17 protein-coding genes and 1 pseudogene are annotated in these 21,565 nt (G+C 42.1%); 11 read left to right on the top strand and 7 right to left on the bottom strand.

The annotated features are described in order from the left end of the window. Positions 1–128 precede the first annotated feature (128 nt). From H6G97_RS09130 to H6G97_RS09115, 4 genes are all read left to right on the top strand, one after another. Positions 129–869, top strand: a complete 741-nt coding sequence (locus tag H6G97_RS09130) for a RibD family protein (RefSeq protein ID WP_190940306.1) — start codon at positions 129–131, stop codon at positions 867–869. A gap of 123 nt (positions 870–992) precedes the next feature. Further along, the gene (locus tag H6G97_RS09125; RefSeq protein WP_190940305.1) at positions 993–2,159 is read left to right on the top strand and encodes a GNAT family N-acetyltransferase; all 1,167 of its coding nucleotides are present in this window, start codon (positions 993–995) and stop codon (positions 2,157–2,159) included. A 385-nt stretch (positions 2,160–2,544) separates the two neighbouring features. Beyond that, a complete protein-coding gene (gene thrC / locus H6G97_RS09120) occupies positions 2,545–3,849 on the top strand; it encodes a threonine synthase (RefSeq protein WP_190940304.1) in 1,305 nt (434 codons plus the stop codon). Positions 3,850–3,944: 95 nt separating this feature from the next. Beyond that, on the top strand, positions 3,945–4,220 hold the full coding sequence (locus tag H6G97_RS09115) for a ubiquitin-like small modifier protein 1 (protein ID WP_190940303.1): 276 nt from the start codon (positions 3,945–3,947) through the stop codon (positions 4,218–4,220). 327 nt (positions 4,221–4,547) lie between these two features. Here the strand turns inward: H6G97_RS09115 and H6G97_RS09110 are convergent, their stop codons facing one another. After that, on the bottom strand, positions 4,548–5,492 hold the full coding sequence (locus H6G97_RS09110; protein ID WP_338421642.1) for a glycosyltransferase family 2 protein: 945 nt from the start codon (positions 5,490–5,492) through the stop codon (positions 4,548–4,550). Between the two features lie 445 nt (positions 5,493–5,937). Here H6G97_RS09110 and H6G97_RS09105 point away from each other — a divergent pair, with 445 nt between their 5' ends. Together H6G97_RS09105 and H6G97_RS09100 are read left to right on the top strand one after the other, a co-directional pair. Further along, a complete protein-coding gene (locus H6G97_RS09105; RefSeq protein WP_190940302.1) occupies positions 5,938–8,277 on the top strand; it encodes a PhoX family protein in 2,340 nt (779 codons plus the stop codon). Between the two features lie 649 nt (positions 8,278–8,926). Next, positions 8,927–11,089, top strand: a complete 2,163-nt coding sequence (locus tag H6G97_RS09100; RefSeq protein WP_190940301.1) for a PhoX family protein — start codon at positions 8,927–8,929, stop codon at positions 11,087–11,089. Between the two features lie 277 nt (positions 11,090–11,366). On the opposite strand, the gene H6G97_RS09095 is transcribed toward H6G97_RS09100, so the two are convergent. Next, positions 11,367–11,912, bottom strand: coding sequence for a PEP-CTERM sorting domain-containing protein (locus H6G97_RS09095; protein WP_190940300.1), 546 nt, complete (start codon positions 11,910–11,912; stop codon positions 11,367–11,369). A 468-nt stretch (positions 11,913–12,380) separates the two neighbouring features. Here H6G97_RS09095 and H6G97_RS09085 point away from each other — a divergent pair. From H6G97_RS09085 to H6G97_RS09075, 3 genes and pseudogenes are all read left to right on the top strand, one after another. Further along, positions 12,381–14,348 (top strand): annotated as a pseudogene (locus H6G97_RS09085) (sensor domain-containing protein). 140 nt (positions 14,349–14,488) lie between these two features. Continuing rightward, positions 14,489–14,755, top strand: a complete 267-nt coding sequence (locus tag H6G97_RS09080) for a hypothetical protein (RefSeq protein ID WP_190940299.1) — start codon at positions 14,489–14,491, stop codon at positions 14,753–14,755. A 116-nt stretch (positions 14,756–14,871) separates the two neighbouring features. Further along, positions 14,872–16,074 (top strand): argininosuccinate synthase, encoded by a 1,203-nt coding sequence (locus H6G97_RS09075; RefSeq protein ID WP_190940298.1) that lies wholly within the window; start codon positions 14,872–14,874, stop codon positions 16,072–16,074. A gap of 333 nt (positions 16,075–16,407) precedes the next feature. Here H6G97_RS09075 and H6G97_RS09070 read toward each other — a convergent pair whose 3' ends face one another. Beyond that, a complete protein-coding gene (locus tag H6G97_RS09070) occupies positions 16,408–17,040 on the bottom strand; it encodes a DedA family protein (RefSeq protein ID WP_190940297.1) in 633 nt (210 codons plus the stop codon). 486 nt (positions 17,041–17,526) lie between these two features. Between H6G97_RS09070 and H6G97_RS09065 the strand changes: the two genes are divergently transcribed. Beyond that, positions 17,527–17,880 (top strand): STAS domain-containing protein, encoded by a 354-nt coding sequence (locus H6G97_RS09065; RefSeq protein WP_190940296.1) that lies wholly within the window; start codon positions 17,527–17,529, stop codon positions 17,878–17,880. Between the two features lie 498 nt (positions 17,881–18,378). On the opposite strand, the gene H6G97_RS09060 is transcribed toward H6G97_RS09065, so the two are convergent. Next, a complete protein-coding gene (locus H6G97_RS09060; protein WP_190940295.1) occupies positions 18,379–18,939 on the bottom strand; it encodes an Npun_F5560 family protein in 561 nt (186 codons plus the stop codon). Positions 18,940–19,154: 215 nt separating this feature from the next. Continuing rightward, positions 19,155–19,517 carry a 30S ribosomal protein S6 gene (gene rpsF / locus H6G97_RS09055; protein ID WP_190940294.1) on the bottom strand — a complete coding sequence of 121 codons (363 nt, stop codon included), beginning with the start codon at positions 19,515–19,517 and terminating at the stop codon, positions 19,155–19,157. A gap of 372 nt (positions 19,518–19,889) precedes the next feature. On the opposite strand from rpsF, the gene H6G97_RS09050 reads away from it, so the two are divergent. After that, positions 19,890–20,663 carry a fumarylacetoacetate hydrolase family protein gene (locus H6G97_RS09050; RefSeq protein ID WP_190940293.1) on the top strand — a complete coding sequence of 258 codons (774 nt, stop codon included), beginning with the start codon at positions 19,890–19,892 and terminating at the stop codon, positions 20,661–20,663. A 3-nt stretch (positions 20,664–20,666) separates the two neighbouring features. Here the strand turns inward: H6G97_RS09050 and H6G97_RS09045 are convergent, their stop codons facing one another. Further along, positions 20,667–21,143 (bottom strand): Tic20 family protein, encoded by a 477-nt coding sequence (locus H6G97_RS09045; RefSeq protein WP_190940292.1) that lies wholly within the window; start codon positions 21,141–21,143, stop codon positions 20,667–20,669. An 81-nt stretch (positions 21,144–21,224) separates the two neighbouring features. Beyond that, positions 21,225–21,422 (bottom strand): hypothetical protein, encoded by a 198-nt coding sequence (locus H6G97_RS09040; RefSeq protein WP_190940291.1) that lies wholly within the window; start codon positions 21,420–21,422, stop codon positions 21,225–21,227. Between the last annotated feature and the right edge of the window lie 143 nt (positions 21,423–21,565).

The raw sequence follows: 21,565 nt of genomic DNA, 5'->3' as shown, positions 1-21,565 counted from the left end.
AAATGTAAAAGCGACTTGTGTTGCATACAAATACAGTGGTGGAATAGCGAAAGAGTAGCTTATAAGCATAGATTTATTAGAGAATCTACATACTAGTAAAAAAATGATAAAACTATCAAATCAATTTAATGTTGCAACATCGTCCTAATACTACAGTTGTTTTAGCAATGAGTGCAGATGGCAAGATAGCAGATTTTAGGCGATCGCCTGCTCGGTTTGGTTCCAAGGTTGATAAAGCCCACTTAGAAAAACAAATTGCTGCCGCTGATGCCGTTTTATTTGGTGCTGGTACTTTAAGTGCCTACGGAACAACGCTTACCGTTACAGATCCAACTCTGGTGCAACATCGGGTGCAAGAAGGGAAGCCTCCGCAGCCAGTTCATATAGTGATTACAAGCTCTGCAAATCTTAATCCGGAAATTCGCTTTTTTAAGCAACCAGTTAGACGCTGGCTACTCACGACAACAGCAGGAGCGCTTTCATGGAAAGGACGCTTACAGACGCTTGCCTCAACTCTGGGAACCGAAGAACAGAAGTGCCCTCCAGAATTTGAGCAGATTCTGGTTTTTGAAACACCAACGCGAGAAATTGACATTCTCGCAGCCTTGAAGCATCTAGCCATTATACATATAACACGCTTAGTCATCTTGGGTGGAGGTGAATTAGTAGCTTCTTTACTGGCATTAGATTTAATTGATGAATTATGGCTGACTATCTGTCCGCTGATTTTAGGTGGTAATACTGCACCCACGCCCGTCGAAGGGAAAGGATTTTTACCCGATTTAGCTCCCAAGTTGCAACTTATAGAAGTTCATACAGTTGAGCAAGAAGTGTTTTTGCACTATCGCCTGCAACGACCAGTAGATTAGATTACGCTAAATAAGGGATTGGGTACTGGGTATTGGGCATCGGGTATGGTGTATTCTCCTTATTCTCCTACTCCTCAGTCCCCAGTCCTCAGTCCCCAGTCTCTAGTCCCCAGTCCCTAAAAAGTGGAACAACTTAAGCCTCGCTATTCTGTCGTTTGGACGAACAAAATCGCTGAAGTACCCCAAAATGCCTGGAATGCTTTGGCAATGCCACTCAAAACGCCATTTTTAGAATGGGAGTGGCTAAATAATCTCGAAACCTCCCAGAGTACTACGGCTAAAACTGGTTGGTTGCCAAATCACTTGACATTGTGGCGAGATAGAACGCTGATTGCTGCTGCGCCACTTTATCTTAAAGGACATAGTTCTGGTGAATTTGTTTTCGATCACCAATGGGCAGAGTTAGCCGATCGCATCGGAGTCCAATATTACCCAAAATTGCTGGGAATGACACCATTTACTCCTGCTGAAGGCTATAGATTTTTAATCGCCCCAGGAGAAGATGAGGATGAAATTACAGCGCTGATGGTGCATGAAATTGACACTTTTTGCTCAAAAAATCGAATTTCTGGGTGTCATTTTCTCTACGTCGATCCCCAATGGCGTCCGATGCTGGAACGGCATGGCTTTACAACTTGGCTGCACCACAGCTATGTCTGGGAAAATGCTGGCTTTAAAACTTTTGATGACTATTTAAAGGTGTTTAACGCCAATCAGCGCCGTAATATTAAGCGGGAACGCAAAGCTGTGGAAAAAGCAGGTTTACGATTACAACCTTTGACTGGCGATGAAATTCCTCAGTCTGTGTTTCGCTTGATGTACCAGTTCTATGCTGACACCTGTGATAAGTTTGGCTGGTGGGGTAGCAAGTATCTCACACAGCGGTTTTTTGAGCAGCTACAGGCCGATTATCGTCATCGAGTCTTGTTTTTCGCCGCATATAGTGAACAAGATAATTCTCATCCTTTAGGAATGTCGTTTTGTTTGTTTAAAGGTGACAAACTCTATGGACGCTATTGGGGAAGTTTTCAAGAAATAGATTGTTTACATTTTGATGCTTGCTATTATGCGCCAATTGAGTGGGCGATCGCTAACGGAATCCAAATTTTTGATCCTGGCGCGGGTGGCCGCCATAAAAAACGCCGTGGTTTCCCCGCTATGCCTAATCACAGTCTGCACCGCTTTTACAATAATCGTTTAGGACAAATTTTACGTCCCTATATTAAGGAAGTGAATCAACTCGAACAGCAGGAGATTGAGGCAATTAATGCAGATTTACCATTTAGCTAGCTCTACGAAGCTTCTCGCTTACTTTTTGCCAAAGCCTTACTCTGTTTGGGTAAAACGGGAGAGGAAAAAAGCTGAAAGCTATATAGAAAAAGGTTTTTAGCCTCTAGCTACGTCTTTACACCGATCTTGGCTCAATAGACATCTCCAGAAATTAATTATTCGTTGCCTGAAACCCTTGTAGGGACGTAGCAGTGCTACGTCCCTACATTCATTTTGGCTCATATCTCTAATGTCAATACAGAAATTACTGATATTAAAGTTTTACAAGGATCATTCCTTTCAGTACTACCTATACCCGACAATTTTTATCGGGTATGTTTGACTGGTATTTTTGCTCGTGTTAGTATCAGGCGACAGTGACAGACAAAACAGGGAAAGCTAGTTTATGACTCAGGCAATCACAACCCAAACCAAAGCCAGCACTGCCTACTTTCAAGCCTTGAAGTGTAAGGAATGTGGTGCGGAATATGAACTCAAAGCCAGTAATGTTTGTGAGTTGTGTTTTGGGCCGTTAGAAGTTGAGTATGACTACAATGCTCTGCGTCTAACTGTCACTCGTGAAACAATTCAAGCCGGGCCTAATTCAATTTGGCGCTACCGCCCCTTTTTGCCTGTCGCAACTGACAATGTTATAGATGTGGGAACGGGGATGACACCGTTGGTTCGTTCTCACCGTCTTGCCCGTCGCCTGGGTCTAAATAAGCTTTATATAAAAAATGATGCCGTTAATATGCCCACCCTAAGTTTTAAGGATCGGGTGGTGTCAGTCGCTCTCTCCAGAGCGCGGGAGTTAGGTTTCACTACTGTTTCTTGCGCTAGCACTGGCAACTTGGCAAATTCTACAGCTGCGATCGCAGCTCATGCAGGTTTAGACTGCTGTGTATTTATTCCCGCAGATTTAGAAGCCGGTAAAATTATCGGTAGCTTGATTTACAGTCCCACGCTGATGGCCGTCAAGGGTAACTACGATCAAGTAAATCGCCTCTGTTCAGAAGTTGCCAACACACATGGTTGGGGTTTTGTCAACATTAATCTACGTCCTTATTACTCTGAAGGTTCTAAGACGCTAGGTTTTGAAGTTGCGGAACAACTGGGTTGGGAACTACCGGATCATGTTGTTGCTCCTTTGGCATCTGGTTCTCTGTTTACCAAAATTTATAAAGGCTTCCAAGAATTTATAGAAGTTGGTTTGGTAGAAAACAAAAAAGTCCGTTTCAGCGGCGCTCAAGCTGAAGGTTGTTCACCCATCGCCCAAGCCTTCAAAGAAGGACGCGACTTTATTAAGCCAGTTAAACCGAATACAATTGCCAAATCGCTAGCGATCGGCAATCCAGCAGACGGCATTTATGCTGTAGAGTTAGCTCAGAAGACTGGTGGTAACATTGAATCAGTCAATGATGCAGAAATTATTGATGGCATCAAGCTACTGGCAGAAACTGAAGGCATCTTCACCGAAACGGCTGGTGGTACAACTGTAGCCGTGCTGAAGAAATTGGTAGAAGCTGGCAAAATTGATCCAGATGAAACTACCGTAATTTACATCACTGGTAACGGTTTAAAAACCCAAGAGGCAATTCAAGGCTACGTTGGCGAACCCTTGACTATTGATGCCAAACTCGATAGTTTTGAACGTGCCTTAGAGCGATCGCGTACTCTTGATCGCTTGGAATGGCAACAAGTTCTCGTTTAGTTAAGAGTTATCAGTTAAGAGTTATAAGTTTTTTGATTTATAACTCTTAAGTTTATTCCTAGCTCCTCACTCCTCATTCTTCACTTTGTACTTCTATGGCTGTAAAAGTTTTAGTTCCTACGACTCTTCAGAGTTTTACTAATAATCAAGCTACTCTAGAATCCAGCGGTAGCACCATTGCTGAATTGTTGGAATCTTTAGAACAAAGCTTTCCTGGTATTAAATCGCGGTTGTGCGATGAAGAAGGCAAGCTACGTCGATTTGTAAATTTTTACGTAGATAGCGAAGATATCCGCCATTTAGATGGTATTAACACAACTCTTAAAGATGGCGACGAAGTAAGTATTGTCCCAGCTGTCGCTGGTGGTTAATGCAGAAAACACAAAATACACCAGAAGCCTGACTAGACAACCCCTTGAAAGATTACTTCGTTCCCAGTCTTCGGCTGGGAATGCCCAAAAATTTTAGCGGCTAAGAATATCCAATAAAATAAAAAGTAATATTGGTATTTTATTAATAAGTAGTTGGCAATTTGGCAGATGGCAAGTAAAGTATCCTGATATATTGCAGAAATTACCAAGATGTTTTTACTTATTATACAAAAGACGGGCTAACCCCCGTCTTTTTTGTTGCTGATTATTTCACATTTTGACATTGCATTATAATCAAGTACATCAAGAATAATCAACCTACAAAGACTACGAGGATCTCATTTTAATATGAGCATAGGCTTCATAAACACCCTTAACGTTGTACCAGTTGAGGAAAATTCGGGCAATTTCTAAAGCTAATTGCGGTTTATCTAAATTAATTAGCCATTGCAATAAAGGAGCCATCGTCCGTTCATTCAGTGTGCCATTGAGTGAAAGAATTCCCCAAAGTAAGCGATGCAGCCAAGTCATTTGAATCATCATTCGCACCTCCCATGTAGGATGCTTTTGATAAAACAAAACTCCCATACGTCCGCGTTGAATTTCTTGGTCAATCAATCGGGGAATTTGCTCTAATTTAAATGCTGGATGCCAGTGATATCCTACGGCTTCTGGACATTTAATTAGTGTCAAACCTAGTTTTTTTAAGCGCACACCTAATTCTAAATCTTCCCAGCCATAGAGTTGAAAGCTAGTATCAAAAAGTCCGGCTTTCTCTAGCCAATGTTTAGAGATTGCTACATTTCCCGTAGCAAAAAAAGCTGCGGAAAAATCTGTGACTTTGTAGGGTTCAGCCGTTGGATTGTCGAAATTGCAAGTATTGATAACTGCGCCGTAAGTGAAGAAGCGATCGCTCCCCAATTTCTCCTGTCCCTGCAATAATGCATTAGCATGAGCTTGCAAGAAATTTTTCAGCACTACTAAATCACTATCAATAAAGATAATTGTGTCTCCCAGTGCCTGTTCTACTCCCAAATTCCGAGCCGCAGCCGGCCCAGCATGATCTTGTTGAAACCAGCGCACATGAGGAAACTCCTCTTTGTGTGCTGCTAACCACTCCAATGTGCCATCAGTAGAACCATCATCCACCAAGACAATCTCGTAATCAGTAACAAAACTTCCCTGGCTTAACTCCTGCACCTCTAAGGCGCGGAGGCACTTTTCTAAAATCGGTTGGCGATTATAAGTCGGTATCACAACGCTGAAAAACACAGTCTCACCCACAACACTATCTATCCATCTCCAGGATAGGACAGATGGGGCGCTGACACTGTTCCTTAGCTGATTCTGGTTGCGTAGAATGGAAGGTTTAATAATTTGGAGTTAATCAATATATAATCTAAGCTTAATCTTCAAAAACTAGAATTAGTACCTAACTAATTATTTATGCGTGTATAAACAAGGCAATTTATCTTTAATTTGTCATTAAAAATTTAAAATACAGCGATTTTCCTAAAATTAATATCTTTTTATGTTAATTAAATAGAATTTGTTTCTGGGACTTACAAATAAAAAATATTTAATTATTTCTTCTGGGGTGGGTGTCTCGCCCGCCATATAAACTGAGCGGGCAAGATGCCCACCCTACAAGTAGTAGTAAATTATTTCTTGGAGTTCCCTCTACTAAATTTTTTCTGTCACATCAGAGGAAAGTTTGATGTCTAAATTAAGTCGTAGAGAAATTTTAATATTTTTTGTCGGCAGTGCTGGTGCTGCTATTTTGAGAGATAAACTCCTAAACAGTGTTGTCAGCAGTGCAGAAATAAAAACCGCGCCACTTACCTTTACACCTGTACGCTTACCACATCCCCTACCAATTTATCAGCAGCAGAAAAATTTCTTGCCAACAGGAATTGGTCAAGGAGAAATAGTCGATGCAGCTGCGGATATTAAGTTAGGTAGCTATAACGTTATTGATGATGTGGTAGTGCCGCCAGACTACGAACGTTATGTAATTGTCAGTTGGGGCGATCGCGTCTTTTCTAACAAGGATGATTACTTTGGTTACAACAATGATTTTACTGGCTTTATTCCCCTGAGAAAAACTAATGATGTCGGGTATTTATGGGTAAATCATGAATACGTTAGTTTTCCATTTTCTACTTTAGTTGTGGGAGATTCCTCTGATCTGAAAGAACTACCCGACGCATTTGAAAATGTAATTGGTTGGGCTTTACCCTCCAGCAAAAATATTGAAGTTGAAGGAGAATTTTTATATAATCAAGGCGGCTCGATCGTCCGCATCTCTCGCCGTAACGCCAACAAACGTTTTGCTGTGGTTAAAGATGCCAAAAATCGCCGCATTCATGGTCTTTCTGGGTTGGCAATCAATAGCCAACGCAATGATGATTACAAAAATATCACTGCTTGGGGAAGTCGCAATCACCAAAAAGGTGACAAAAATTATTTAATCGGAACTGGCCCAGCTGCAACCCAAGTTTTTAATCTTTCTTCTGATGAATTGGGTAACAAAATTATTGGTACTGCCTTCAACTGTTCTGGTGGTAAAACTCCTTGGGGAACGATTTTAACTGCGGAAGAGAATTTCCAAAATAGCGTTACAGAAGCAGTCAAAGCTAATGGTACTCAGACCGATTACACAGAGAAAACTATTGGCAAGACTTTTGGTTTGGTTGGCGAAAAATACGGCTGGATTGTCGAAATTGACCCGAAAAATCCGAAATTTCGTCCCCGGAAACACACTTGGTTAGGTCGTTTTCGCCATGAAAATGTTGCCCTGCGCGTTGAAAAAGGTAAGAAATTAGTTGCTTACTTGGGTGATGACAGACGCGGGGGACACACTTGGAAATTTGTCAGTACCAGCACTATTTCTTCACCCAGCAGTAAAACTAACAGTAGCTTATGGGAAAACGGGACTTTGTATGTTGCCCGTTACAATCCAGACGGTACAGGTAAATGGATACCGTTACTCTTAACTACTGCTACCAATCCCATTACGCCGACAGTTCTATCTTCTGTAGAATTTGCTGCGTTGGAGAAAGTACAAAAAGAAGGACTTTTACCGCTACCGAAACGTAATGGCATTGCAGGTGAAACCAAAGATGGTGGTACTTTTAAATGCGATCGCACTAACGAAGCAAAAGCACTACCTGATTATCAAAATAAAAAGCTATCTGACTTTTATTCTACCCAAGGTGCTGTACTTAGTGATGCTTTTTTGGCTGCAAACTTAGTTGGCGGAACTCCCACAGCACGTCCTGAAGATATAGAAGTGCATCCAACGACCAAAGAAGTTTTCATTGCTTATACCGATGGTGCGCCGGGAAGCGATGGTTATCCTGATTCCCGAATTTTTCAAGTTGCTAAGTTAAGCACGGATGCGAACGCAACGCAGCAATCAGGAGGATTGTACAAGATTATTGAAGATAGTACCGATGCAACAGGTTTAACCTTCCGGTGGCAGAGATTTGCCCAAGGTGGCGAAGCCGGGTCTGTTAATGGTGCTGGTTTTGCTAATGTCGATAATTTAGTGTTTGACAATCAGGGAAATGTTTGGGGTGTTACAGATATGTCTACCGACACTCACAATGGTTTTGATGTTGGTGCTGAAGGTAAGCAAACCAAAATCGATCACACTACTAGTGGTAACGTTTCTGATTTTACAGGAGTATTTGGTAATAACTGGCTATTTTTTATCCCTACTAGTGGTGCTAATGCGGGACAAGTAACACCGTTTGCTCATGGGCCAGTGCGTTGTGAAATGACAGGGCCAACTTTTATTGGAAATACACTGATTATTTCAATACAACATCCTGGTGAAGATTGTCCAATTAACGATGGCACAATGCTGAGTCGCAGCATTGAATTACTAGATTTGAATGGTACTACATTCAATCAAACTCGGAGTTTACCTCGTGGCAGTAGTTGGCCGAGTAATATCTCAAAATCTGATGGTGGTAAGGAACAATCTACAGGTGTTCCCCGACCATCTGTAATTGGTATCCGCCCTAAAAATCCTCGCAACAGGTTTATTTAATTTAAAACCTTATTTTTGATTGACATCCTAGCTCGTTTTGCACTTTGAGCGCAATGCTAGCTAAAGTCCAATTGAGTGGACTCAAACTATTTACAAATCGTCTAAAGACGACTTCAGGTATTAGCTGAGTAATGAATTACTAAGCGGTTGTTACGACTCATGCAAGATGTTAGTTTAGCCTGACATCTTGCATCTTTTTTTATAAATCAATTTTCGAGAATAAAGCCTGTCTATTGCTGGCGAAAACCTTAACTTTATATTTTTGGCAGCGTTCATCCTACGATTATCGCTTGCTGAAATTTCGGTTTCATCTGACCATGCGTATTCATGAAAAAATTGTTACTTATTTATCAAAAGCCTATTTTCATCAAAAACATTGTTGATAAATTCAAATTAATCAGTATATAACCTAATGTTAATATTTAGTACTTAAATTAAGGAAAATATGATTTTTTAATCTGCGTAAGCAGCATCAGCCAGTCTTAATTTGTTATTCACTGCTATTTATTGGCTGTTAAAAATGTGTCAAATCTCAAGAAATATCTAAGTAATTGTTGTAAATATATAAAGTTTTTATTTACCAAATTACTAATGTTATTGAGAGATGGACTGAATAGCAACCTCTTAAGTCTTAAATGGAGAACAAAGAATGAAAGGACGCTTTCACCCTAGAAACAATTTGACCCTCAACACATCCGGTAACGAGTCAATTCGTGATGTGATTGACCGCGTTAGTTTGAGTCGGCGGCGGTTCATCATGACTGCTGTAGGTACATCGGTGCTAACTGTTATGGGCGATGTTTCTATCGGTGGCTTTCTCCAAAGTGTTGATGCAGCTCCAATTCCCAAAGGAACGGGATTTGCTGGCATAGGCTTTAAGAGCATCCCACCGAATTTACTCAACCCAGCTACAGGACTCCTGCAAAAGGATCTTGTCAGTGTTCCTGAAGGTTATACAGCTAAAGTATTAGTTGCTTGGGGAGATCCGATCGCACCTGGTGGCCCGACTTGGTTAGCAGATGTCTCCCAAGATGCAGCTGCTCAAGAAAAGCAGTTTGGTATGCACAATGACGGGATGTACTACTTCCCTTTACAGCCAGGGAAGGTTGTTGGTCGGACAGTAAGTTCACAAACAAGATCGTTAAGAGGCTTTTTAAACCAGCCCATCAATACTGGTCTACTGTGCGTCAACCATGAGTATACCCAAGAATCAATTTTGCATCCCGATGGTCTGGATGTAGTCACTATTGCCAAGGTACGCAAGTCTCAGGCTGCTCATGGCGTGTCTGTTGTAGAAATTTCCAAAAAGGGTAATGAGTGGAGTTTCAATCGCAATTCGCCTTATGGTCGCCGCATTACGGGCAACACGGAGATGCGAGTTTCGGGGCCTGCGGCTGGCAATGCACTGTTAAAGTCGAAGAAGTTTTCAATTCAGCCAACTGGCTCTGTTGACACTGGGATACTGAACGACGGCTATACCGCTTATGGTACGCTCAACAACTGCGCCAATGGCTACACTCCTTGGGGTACTTACTTGACCTGTGAAGAGAACTGGAACGGCTACTTTGCCAACCCTACACGAGATGTAGTTGCAATTCCAGGCATCGAAAAGTCTGATATCCTGGCAGGACAAAATCGGTACGGCGTTTCAACATCATCTAGCTATCGCTGGCCGGAGGTTGATCCACGCTTCGATGCCAGCACCAACCCACTTGAACCCCATTTATTCGGCTGGGTGGTCGAGATTGATCCCTACAATCCACAAAGCAAACCAGTCAAGCGCACTGCTCTTGGTCGGTTCAAGCATGAGAGCGCTCAAGTTGTTGTTGATGACAAAAACCGTGTTGCTTTCTATCAAGGTGACGACGAGCGCAACGAGTATATCTACAAGTTCGTTTGTACCCAACCTTTCAATCCCGGAAATCGTTCTGCTAACCGTGATTTGCTCGACAACGGTGTTCTGTACGTTGCCAAATTTAATGACAATGGTACTGGTGAGTGGATTCCTTTAGTCTACGGTCAGCGTGGTTTGACACCAGAAAATGGTTTCAGAAGTCAAGCTGAGGTACTTATCAAGACAAGACAAGCTAGCGATCGCGTCGGCGCAACTATGATGGATCGCCCAGAGTGGGTTGCTGTACGTCCTCGCATCGGCGGATATAAGGAGATTGAAGTTTACTGCACATTGACCAACAATAATCGTCGGGGCACAACTCCAGTTTCCTCCAACCAGCCAGACGGCACAACAGCAGCAGGTGGTGCGCGTCCTCCTGTGAATCCTCCCAACCCACGCCCTGACAACCGTTACGGTCACATCATTCGCTGGCGCGAAGATGGACACAGTGTTACGGCTACAACTTTCAAATGGGATATTTTCTTTGAAGCTGGCGACAAAACTAGACCCGAACCAAATCTCAAAGGCAACATTAAAGGTGACGATTTAAGTTCACCAGATGGTTTGTGGTTCGACGACTTCGGTCGCCTTTGGATTCAGACCGACCACTCAGGCGATGGTATCGGTGATTTAGTAAACATCGGTAGCAACACCATGTCGTGTGCTGACCCCAACACCAAACAAGTTAGGCGCTTCTTAACTAGCCCTACGGATTGTGAGGTAACTGGTATTACCAGCACACCTGATGGCAAAGCGATGTTTATCAACATCCAGCACCCAGGCGATCGCGGGGATGCCTCGAATCCCACGCTCGCCAGCAATTGGCCTCACAGTCAAGGTTATGGCCCATCAGGTCGCCCACGTTCATCAGTGGTAGTAATTACCCGTAATGATGGTGGCGTTGTTGGTGGTCTTTAAAGACGATAGGAACAGATTTATTTAGCGATCGCTCCTTTGTCGCTACAGTATCTTAAATAGTTTTAAATCACCTTGATCCTTAACCCTAAACATGGGTGAGGATTAAGGTGATTTGTTTGCTTAAAATACTTCTCAGTTAAAGGGTAAAGAGAAAGGGGAAGGGTTTAAATTCATCTCTTACCCTTTTCTCAGACCACATCAGAGGTGAAGAGTACTTTATTGGATTTATATCACGCCTACTTGATTAATCGAGCTGATATGATATTACTTGCAGTTATTAACCTACAACTTTCGTTGCTCTCTTCTTACGTTGCATCCACAATCCCATAACAGCAGCAATAGCCGTACCACCAACAGCTAACGGTTCGGGTACTTTAGCGTAGCTTACAGTACCTACCTGTGTTGTGTTTACAGATTGGTCAATGAGATAAAAATTGTTTCCTCCTACATCTGGAGTATTTGGATCACTCCCGATCGCAAACTGGTCTGCAACAAAATAGCTTAGTCCCAAAACTTCGCCATTATTAAAGCTGGCTATAGGAAAACTGTCGAAATCAGTATCATCTACCTGTGTATAATTAGTACCTAAATAGTTGAATGCAACTGCTAATCCATTTTCAACTCCTAATGTCTCAAGACCTGTATTGGTTAAGGCTGAGTCATCGTATTGAAAAGAGCCGAAATACTGACCGGGATTATCGCCAGATGTCGCATTTACAGTGAAACCATAATTAACCAAGGCAGCTTGCGTCGGTTTACCAACAGCAGCAACCGAGATAGCAACAGCAAAAGCAGCAATGCTAATATTTTTGGCTAATTTCATCAGAAAATGCTCCGAAGCTAAAAAATGAATAATTTTGTAATTTCACTTAAATAAGCTTTCAACCAATGTATGTAGGTTAAGAAATAGCAAACAAAAGATTATCTTCGTTAAACCTTTAAGTTTGTTAGCTCTATATAAATTTTGTGTAAACTTATTTTAATGTTTATAACAGATTATGTTGATATTTGAAGGTGAATTCCAAACAGAATTCAGGAGTCACGAGTTAAAATTCAGCATGAATTCTGAATAAAAAAGCGTGTAGCGTTAGCAAGTCTGCCTGCTTTACGCGTCTTGATTGTGACTCCTGAATTCTTCAATAACACTTCTCTACAACAAACTTCTCTAGGGCTTTAAATCTTTCACATTATCCTAAAGAAAACTATATCCTGCTATAGATGGGTATACTTCTTATACATTGATAGTATAACCACTTACGCCCACGGTTCTTAATTTTGCAGCTTGAGCAATATGGACGTAGATGAATTTAGCCAACAGATAAACGAATTGCGCTCACGGGTACGGAGAATATGGCAGCGCACTGCAACTGAACCGAACTCAGAACAAGAGCTAATGATAGTGGCTTTCGAGGAACTCCAAATAGCAGTGGAAGAACTATTGGTTGCCTCCGAAGAGCTAGAGGCAACAAGAGCGGTAGCAGAGAAAGAACGCCAGCGTTACCAAGAATTATTCGATTTTGCGCCAGATGGTTATTTGGTAACTAATACCGCAGGGAAGATCCTAGAGGCTAATTATGCAGCAGCAACTATGCTCTGTGTGCGCCAAAAATATCTGGTAGGTAAACCATTAATTGTGTTTATTGCTCAACAAGACCGCCAGATATTTAGCTCCCTGATAAATAATTCGCAGCAGATGCAGGACTGCGTAATTGACCTAAAGCCACGTTTCAGTACACCCTTTCCTGCTAGTATCAGGGTATCTCCAGTGTATGATTCACAAGAAAAGTTGGTAGGCTGGCGTTGGTTGCTGCGTAATATCAGCGAAGCTAAACAAGCTGAAGAACAAGTGGCAAAACACACAGAGGAACTGGCGAAAGCAAATCAGCAATTGCTGAGTGAAATTACAGAGCGTAAACGAGCCAAGTCACAACTGCTGCATCTTGCCTTTCACGATGTACTGACGGGTCTCCCCAACCGCACTTTATTTATGAACCGCTTAAAACATGCGGTCAATTATTCCAAACGGCACTCAGATTATTTATTTGCTGTCTTGTTTGTAGACCTAGATCGCTTCAAGTTGATCAACGACAGCCTAGGACACACATGTGGAGATGAATTACTGCTTACCGTTGCTCAAAGGCTTCAAGAATGCTTGCGTTCTATAGATATAGCTGCACGCCTCGGAGGAGACGAGTTTATCATCTTGCTGGTGGGAATTAAAGATGTAGTAGAAGTGATCGGGGTTGTTGAGCGAATACAAAAGAAACTGGCACTTCCGGTAGTTCTAGGCGAGCAAGAAGTTTCTATTACAGCGAGTATTGGCATTGCCTTAAGCACAAAAGATTGTGAACAACCAGAAGACTTCTTGCGTGATGCCGATATTGCCATGTACCGAGCTAAGACACAAGGCAGGGCGTGCTATGAGATTTTTGACACAGATATGCATATTCAAGCAATGACACGCTTGCAGTTGGTTAACGAACTGCGCCGAGCCATTGAGCTTCAAGAGTTTCGCATTTATTATCAACCAATAGTGTCACTTAGTCGTGGCAGAATAATTGGTTTTGAAGCGCTTGTACGCTGGCTACATCCAAAACACGGCATTGTTTTGCCAGAGTATTTCATGTCAACTGCCCAAGAAACCGGGCTAATTATCCTTATTGAGCAGTGGGTCTTGCATGAGGTATGTAGTCAGATACAGCAGTGGCAAGAGCAATTATCCTCTGTCTTTGGGGATCTGGATAAGTGGCGCTTGAGTATTAGTGTCAATCTTTGTAGTAGTAGGTTCAGTGAAGAAAACTTGCTATCGCAGATCAATAAAGTCCTAGAAGACACTGGAATAGACGCAGCGAGTTTGACGCTGGAGATTACAGAAAGCGTAATTATGGAACACAACGATAAAGCCATCATCAGGCTAAAGCAACTGAGAAATTTAGGAATTAAGCTGGCAATTGACGACTTCGGTACGGGCTATTCCTCATTAGGTCGTCTCCACGACTTTCCAATTAATTAGTTGAAGATAGACCGTTCATTTGTTAGCCGGGGCATTATTGATTATGAAAATTTAAATATTGTTGAGACAATTATTACATTGGCACACAAATTAGGTGTGGATGTGACCGCCGAAGGGGTGGAGACGGAAGAGCAACTAGCACTGTTGAGAAACTTGAACTGTGAATATGGGCAGGGATATTTTTTCTCCCATCCACTAGATAGCTCTCAGGCGGCGGAATTAATTATGACAAATCCTCAGTGGTGATGAGTCTAAGATACGTTAAGGGATTTTTTGATTTATTTGTCATAGTCAAGGTTAAAGCTAAATTGGTTCACAATTCTGGAATGAGAATTTGACGCTGTGTATTTACCTCATGAACAGAACCAATTCTATAACTTACTTTTATGAAATCTCTCACCCCAGAAATAATTAGGGCTATAACACCCATGTTTATGGCGACTATTGGAGCGGTTATTGGTGTTGCTGTTTTAGTCTCGCCAAATATCACTGATGCCAAATGGTCTGCTGGACTTGGACTTGCCGGAACAGCGATCGCAGGTGCTGCTGGATTAGCTCAAAATAGCAAAAATGAGCCGGACTTTTCAGTAAAGAAGCGGGGAGACAACTTTGAAGTGGAAACTCCAGGCTCTGAGTCAACTAACCGAGATTAGGTGTTGCAGCTACGGGTAAGTGGTCGTCTCCTGGGAGATTGAGATGAAGAAAATATACCTGGATTAGTTCAGATATAATAATGACTCATTCTTTGTTGTCCTAACTGGAGAAATTAATGGGTCGCGCCAAAAAGGTTGTCCTGGCATATTCTGGCGGAGTGGATACCTCCGTTTGCATTCCCTACCTCAAACAGGAGTGGGGTGTGGAAGAGGTGATTACCCTAGCAGCAGATTTAGGTCAGGGAGATGAATTAGAGCCAGTTCGAGAAAAAGCTCTCAAATCCGGTGCAAGTGAATCCCTCGTGGCGGATGTCAAAGACAGTTTCGTTAAAGATTACGCCTTTGGAGCGATTCAAGCCAACGCCCTTTATGAAAATCGTTATCCTCTAGGAACTGCTCTTGCCCGTCCACTGATTGCCAAAGCATTAGTAGAAACAGCCGAAAAATATGGTGCTGATGCGATCGCTCATGGTTGCACTGGCAAAGGTAACGATCAGGTTCGTTTTGATGTCTCTGTAACCGCCTTGAACCCCAACCTGAAAATTCTCGCACCAGCTAGAGAATGGGGAATGAGCCGTGAGGAAACGATCGCTTATGGTGAAAAGTTTGGTATCCCTTCACCAGTCAAAAAATCTTCTCCCTACAGCATTGATAAAAATTTGCTTGGTCGTAGTATTGAAGCTGGTTTACTCGAAGATCCATCATTTGAGCCACCAGAAGAAATTTATGAGATGACCAAAGCGATCGCTGACACTCCCAATCAGCCAGAATACATCGAAATTGGTTTCTCTGGCGGTATTCCCACCACCCTCAACGGTACAGCGAAGGAGCCAGTTGAGCTAATTGAAGAACTCAATCAGGTGGTAGGAAATCACGGCATCGGTCGGATTGATATGATTGAAAACCGTTTGGTAGGCATCAAATCGCGGGAAATCTACGAATCACCCGCAATGTTAGTGCTAATTCAGGCACATAGAGATTTAGAAAGCTTGACTTTAACGGCAGATGTTACCCATTATAAGCGTGGCATTGAAGAAACTTACAGCCAAATCGTTTACAACGGTTTATGGTACAGTCCACTCAAAGTTGCACTTGATGCCTTTATTCAAAAGACACAAGAGCGAGTCTCTGGAACTGTGCGAGTGAAGTTGTTCAAGGGCAACTCTACGATAGTTGGGCGTTCGAGTGATAATTCACTCTATACTCCCGATTTGGCAACCTACGGTGCAGAAGACCAATTTGATCACAAAGCAGCTGAAGGCTTTATTTACGTTTGGGGATTACCAACTCGCATTTGGTCGCAGCAAGTAAGAGGTTAGCAGTTAAGAGTTAGGGGTTAGGAGTTAAAAATTTGAAGAAGAATTCAGAAGTCAGAATTCAGGAGTCAGAATAAATCAGTCGGGGATTCAAACCCGCGACTTTCTTGTTGACCACCAAATTTTCAATTTGTGGGAGTGCAAAAACGCCGATTATTCAGACGTTCGCGGACTCGCTTGCCATCGGCGCTATCCGCCAGTCATACAGAATTCATTCTGAATTCTGACTCCTGACTCCTGATTCCTGACTCCTGAATTCTGTTCGATAAAACAGAAGAAATGAAAGTTAAAAGAAACAATTTTTAACTTTATTCCTCACTCCTCACCCCTGATTTTTTACTCCTCACCACTCACTTTTTTAACTTGGCGAGACTCTATCCACAGGGGTACAACAATTAAGGCAGCGAGGATCAGTAACGCTGCGATCGCAAATTGACCCACCCAAGCAACCAATTGTTCTAAAGAGACAATTTTGCCAGCAAAAAAAGCTAATGTCACCATCAAACTAGCCCAAGCAACTGCTCCTAAAAAGTTGTATAAAAAGAATTTTCCGAAGGGCATTTCGGCTATACCAGCTAGTGGTGCAGCAAAAACTCGTAACAATGCAAGAAAACGTCCAAAAAAGACTGCTTTAGCAGCATTCTGACTAAATTGATCTTTAATACTCATTAGTCGCACTTCCGAAATCCGAAAGATGCTACCAACTTTTACCAAAAAAGGCCAACCGCTAACTCTACCAATCCAGTAGCCACAAGTGCCACCAATTACAGCACCTATAATTGCGTCACTGAGAACCAGCCAGAAATTTAGTTCATCGCTGCCAGCTAAAAACCCGCCTACTAAGGTCACGGTTTCACCAGGAAGGGGAATGCCTAAATTTTCTAGCAAAATTCCCAAAAAGATTGCCCAATACCCGTATGTATGGGCGACTTCCTGGATGTTTTCTAGTGAAATCAGCTCTAAAGACATCCCGCACCGCCGTCTTTACAAATTTTTACTTTTACTATATCTTTGCTTGTTTTTGGGTAGGGTGTCAATCAAACCGCTACATTCAATCATTAAGCCATTAATTTAATTCTGGATAATCCATAACTTACAGTCTATGGTTGCTACTACTTTTTGACTATTAATTACGCAAACTATGGTGTAATTACCATAATTTTATGTTTATTTTTAAAAAAATAAAAAATTTATATAAACTTTATAAAAGTCGAGTTAAATGATAAAAATTTTGTAAAAGATACGGTTGATACCGAAATTGTTAGGCGGTTATGCCTATATTGATGAAAGTTATCACAAATTATACGGCATGAATACTGAAATCATCTCTCTCAACTATACGACTGCAATTACCCAGATATCTAGGTAGAGTGGTTGTTTTACCGTTGAAAGAGAAGATGTATTAATGTCTTTTTTCAATTTTTTGCCAAGTGTTCCAACTACCCTGTTAAATTTATGGCTTTCACACAAGAATTTCAAGTAATTTTGTTTAAACCCCAAGGAATCATAGATTTGGAAGGCGGTAAGGCTTTAAGTGAGCAGATGACTGCGATCGTCCCCCAACCTCATCAACTGTGGGTTATCGATTTAGCAGAAGTTAATTTTATGGACAGTTCTGGGTTAGTTCCTTTAGTAAAAGCTTTAAAAGCTGCACGTCAAAGTGGTTGCCGCTTGGTTCTATGCAACGTACAAGCTCCTGTACGGTTAATTTTAGAACTTACTCAACTAGATACAGTGTTTGAAATTTTTCAAACTTACCAAGACATTTTCACTACCGACAAAAACAACAGTCTGGTGCTAGCAGGCTAGTTAATAAATCTACCTTTAGATGGATGGTGGAGTCAAGCAATATTTGCATTTTTTCACATTCTCTCTCTTAAGATAACAGTTTGGTGCTAGCAAACTGATTTTCTTTTTTGTCTAGAGAAGAATGTTCAGAAAAACTGATGGTTTTTAACTAGGTAACATTTACGGTAGATGAATGTGCTTGTTGAAAACCATCTACACTAAAGCGATAAAGTAGAAAATGACCAGAAATTGGTCAAAGTGATTGCAATTGTTTGTGATACTCCCCAGCCTTTCAAGTCCCATCAGCTGGCTTTTTTTTAGCCGTGGGAGATGCCAATAGCTAATTGTTCTATATTTAGATGTAATGCAAGGAAGCAAGAGGTAAGAAAGGTCACAAGATTAGCGTTTGCGTTATTTCTAACTCTATAGTTATTTTTGCTTTGATGTACTACTTGGATGTCTCCAAGATCCATTGCCACACCAATTTCTTACCTCTTAAACTCCATCATAATGATAACTTTAGGCATTCTGGGGAGTCGAAATATTAGTTTCTTCGGATGCTGGGCGGGGGAAATTTGGCAAATCAATTCCGCCGTGACTAGCATTGCGAGTTTTGAGTGCTAAACGGTAACTTACACTTTGCAATTCTGCTTGTAGTTGCCGATTTTCCCGTTGTAGCATTGCTATTTTTTCTCTCACTGGTGTCATCCGCTCCTCAAACTTCCTGCGGTAAATTTGAGGTAGCTCTTGTACTACTTGCTCCAACATCCGAGTGCGATCGGTGAGTTCTTGAACTGACTGTCGCAATTGGTAAATTTCGGAGTCACGAGTTGTAATTTGCTCTTGGTAGAACGCCACCTGCTGCTCTACAGCTTGGAGTTGTTCTTGTAAAGCGTGTAAGTGGCTTAGATCGCGCTCAGGCTCCGGCTGCTGGGGCATAAAACTAGTATTACCCTTTACCAGCCGGAAGAGTTCTTGAGATAGCTGTTGCACTAATTGATCGCGAAGTTGCAACTCTTGGCGCAGTTGCGATACTTCCGTAGAGAGAACTTGAATATTAGGTGTATCAGATTGGCTCACAGTAGCTTAAAGCTCCCATTCAGAATCTTGTCCACTCTTAGGTATAACTGCGCGAGTACTACCTTTGGCAAGTATTTGTTAATTTAGCATTCCCAAACAAGCCACGAGATCAGAAAAAGACAAAATTTTATTGAATGGGATTAGGGATTGGGGATTGGGGATTAGGGCATTAATTATTTCTCCCTTATCTCCCTCATCTCCCTATTCCTGATTCCTTACGCTGTTGCTGTTGTAGTTGCAACTACTTTAGTAGGCTTTTCCTTTTCCTCTTTAGGGGGTTTTTCCTCTCCAATTTCCTGCTTAACTGTCAAATAACGAATCACTTCTTCACTCAAGCGCATGGCACGTTCAAAAGGAGCGATCGCAGTTGCAGGCGCACTGTAGTTTAACTGGATGTAAATGCCATCGCGGTGTTTTTTGATTTCATAAGCCAGACGACGCTTACCACGATTTTGAATTTGCATATCCTCAGCGCCTTGATCGCGAAGCAAATTCTGATATTTAGTAATTGCTTGCTCTACCTGTTCCTCTCCCAGATCAGGACGGAGGATGTACATTGTTTCGTAATTTGTAGTCATATTTTTCAGTTTCCTCATGGACAAAAGTGGCTGCCGATGTTAATTTATACCTCTTTTTTATTGAAAATGCCAGTATTGATCAACATCTGAAGCAACAAGGAATTATAATCTTACCAGTTTTCTATTTGAATCATTAGCCAAACCGCCGAAGTTTGGATTTTTTGGATGTCCATAATGAAAACTAGGTCGGGGGGCAACCCTGATATTTCTTTAGCAAGATTGATCTAACTATCAGCTTCGCCAAGGGGTATCTTTCTCTAAGGGTATCTATAGCTTTTGCTCAAGACTCAATCGGTTTGTTAAAGAGCTAACTGAGGATTGTTACCCACTCACAGCAACGAAAAAGCAGATAAAAGGATATTCATCAAGGTTATGGCGCAGCGCTATGTGCGAATTCAAAATCAAGAAGGACAGATTTACTATGGCTTACTACAGCTATCCCTTAATGTACAGGTGCTAGATGCTCCGCCCTGGTTACATGGGCAACCCACTGATTTAACTTTGACACCAGAAAATTACCAAATTTTGGCTCCTTGCGCCCCCTCAAAAATTGTGGCGGTAGGTAAGAATTATGCAGATCATGCAGCCGAAATGGGAACTTCAGTACCTTCTGAGCCATTGATATTTCTGAAGCCACCCACGTCGATCATTCCATCTGAAAGTCAAATTAAGTATCCTCCCCATTCACAAAGAGTTGACTACGAAGGAGAGCTAGCATTAGTGATTGGCGATTATGCCTTTGAATGTACACCAGAGGTAGCCCAAACCAAAATCTGGGGCTACACCATCGCCAATGACGTAACAGCGCGGGATTTACAAAAACGCGATGGTCAATGGACGCGAGCCAAAGGTTTTGATACTTTCTGTCCCTTGGGGCCTTGGATTGTGCGGGAATTAAATCCAGGGGCGAAATTGCAGACTTTTGTAAATGACAACGTTAATCCAGTCCAATCTGCCTGTATCGATCAGATGGTGTTTTCCCCCGATGTTTTAGTTTCCTATATCAGTCAGGTGATGACATTATTACCAGGTGATTTAGTGCTGACAGGTACACCAGAGGGTGTCAGTCCATTGCATCCAGGCGATCGCGTCCGCGTAGAAATTGAAGGTATTGGTCGCCTGGAAAACACCGTAGCATCCCGTTAACTTCTAACGCACTTGCATATACACTGCATCGGAAATCGCCGGAATTTCCGCATAGCGTCCGCTCACAGACTGGATGACTGAATAGACGGCTGCTCCTACTATGCCAATAAAAATTGTTGTGGATAGGGTTTGGATGGCAAAACCACCAGAGGGAACTAGCCCCACAACATCAGTCAGGATGCCAAACAAGAAAATAATTATATCCAAAAGAATTGCTTGCATAGTGTTGAAACGAATAAAGTGACTAATTTTTTCGTTTCTCACTACTAACAAAAATAAAGCAAAGAAAATAATCATTCCTGCATAACGCACACCGTAGTAAATATTTAACAACGGCACAAGCGGTAGAAACAGCAGTTGTAGTGGTGGAAACTCTGTGAGTAAGTATCTACCAAATACAAAAACCTCAACTAGAGGAAGCAAATAAGGCAAGGAAGCAAAAATCCGATCTGAAACTGTTGTAGACCCACGCCAAGACATTATGCGTTCTCCTGTGGTTAAATTTCTATAGTTACTTGAGCTTAGGATAACGCAGTTGCTTGGTCTTGCTGAGAAATTCAACTATTCTATATGGGCGATGCGAAAGCCCATCATGCACTCATACTGGTCTGGCTGCTGTTGAGTAAGTTTGCGAATGGCTTGACCACAACGCAGTTGACCCCCACGCCAACGGGGTTGACCGCTTCCGTCAGCGAGTAAACAAGACTGGCAAACTTGCCCAGGGGCAAGGATTTGATCGTCCATTAAAATGACTAGCATCGAATCCTCCTGTAAATCCTCGTTTTCACCCACATTTCACTCAGGGGAGGACACGCTTTGTAGCGGTTCGAGCCGCTTCAGGTAGATTGGATACGTAAGTGTTGTGATTTGCGATCGCACTTTGCACCCAGAGTCAGCGATCG

Origin of the sequence: Nostoc flagelliforme FACHB-838 (assembly GCF_014698065.1) — a bacterium.
Lineage (GTDB): Bacteria > Cyanobacteriota > Cyanobacteriia > Cyanobacteriales > Nostocaceae > Nostoc > Nostoc flagelliforme_B.
Note: the sequence above shows the minus strand (reverse complement) of the source record. Positions and strands in the feature narration are given on the sequence as shown.

Coding starts and splice junctions, on each gene's coding strand:
- H6G97_RS09130 (WP_190940306.1), top strand. CDS start 129: ATGTTGCAACATCGTCCTAATACTACAGTTGTTTTAGCAATGAGTGCA.
- thrC (WP_190940304.1), top strand. CDS start 2,545: ATGACTCAGGCAATCACAACCCAAACCAAAGCCAGCACTGCCTACTTT.
- H6G97_RS09115 (WP_190940303.1), top strand. CDS start 3,945: ATGGCTGTAAAAGTTTTAGTTCCTACGACTCTTCAGAGTTTTACTAAT.
- H6G97_RS09105 (WP_190940302.1), top strand. CDS start 5,938: ATGTCTAAATTAAGTCGTAGAGAAATTTTAATATTTTTTGTCGGCAGT.
- H6G97_RS09100 (WP_190940301.1), top strand. CDS start 8,927: ATGAAAGGACGCTTTCACCCTAGAAACAATTTGACCCTCAACACATCC.
- H6G97_RS09095 (WP_190940300.1), bottom strand. CDS start 11,912: ATGAAATTAGCCAAAAATATTAGCATTGCTGCTTTTGCTGTTGCTATC.
- H6G97_RS09080 (WP_190940299.1), top strand. CDS start 14,489: ATGAAATCTCTCACCCCAGAAATAATTAGGGCTATAACACCCATGTTT.
- H6G97_RS09075 (WP_190940298.1), top strand. CDS start 14,872: ATGGGTCGCGCCAAAAAGGTTGTCCTGGCATATTCTGGCGGAGTGGAT.
- H6G97_RS09070 (WP_190940297.1), bottom strand. CDS start 17,040: ATGTCTTTAGAGCTGATTTCACTAGAAAACATCCAGGAAGTCGCCCAT.
- H6G97_RS09065 (WP_190940296.1), top strand. CDS start 17,527: ATGGCTTTCACACAAGAATTTCAAGTAATTTTGTTTAAACCCCAAGGA.
- rpsF (WP_190940294.1), bottom strand. CDS start 19,517: ATGACTACAAATTACGAAACAATGTACATCCTCCGTCCTGATCTGGGA.
- H6G97_RS09050 (WP_190940293.1), top strand. CDS start 19,890: ATGGCGCAGCGCTATGTGCGAATTCAAAATCAAGAAGGACAGATTTAC.
- H6G97_RS09045 (WP_190940292.1), bottom strand. CDS start 21,143: ATGTCTTGGCGTGGGTCTACAACAGTTTCAGATCGGATTTTTGCTTCC.
- H6G97_RS09040 (WP_190940291.1), bottom strand. CDS start 21,422: ATGCTAGTCATTTTAATGGACGATCAAATCCTTGCCCCTGGGCAAGTT.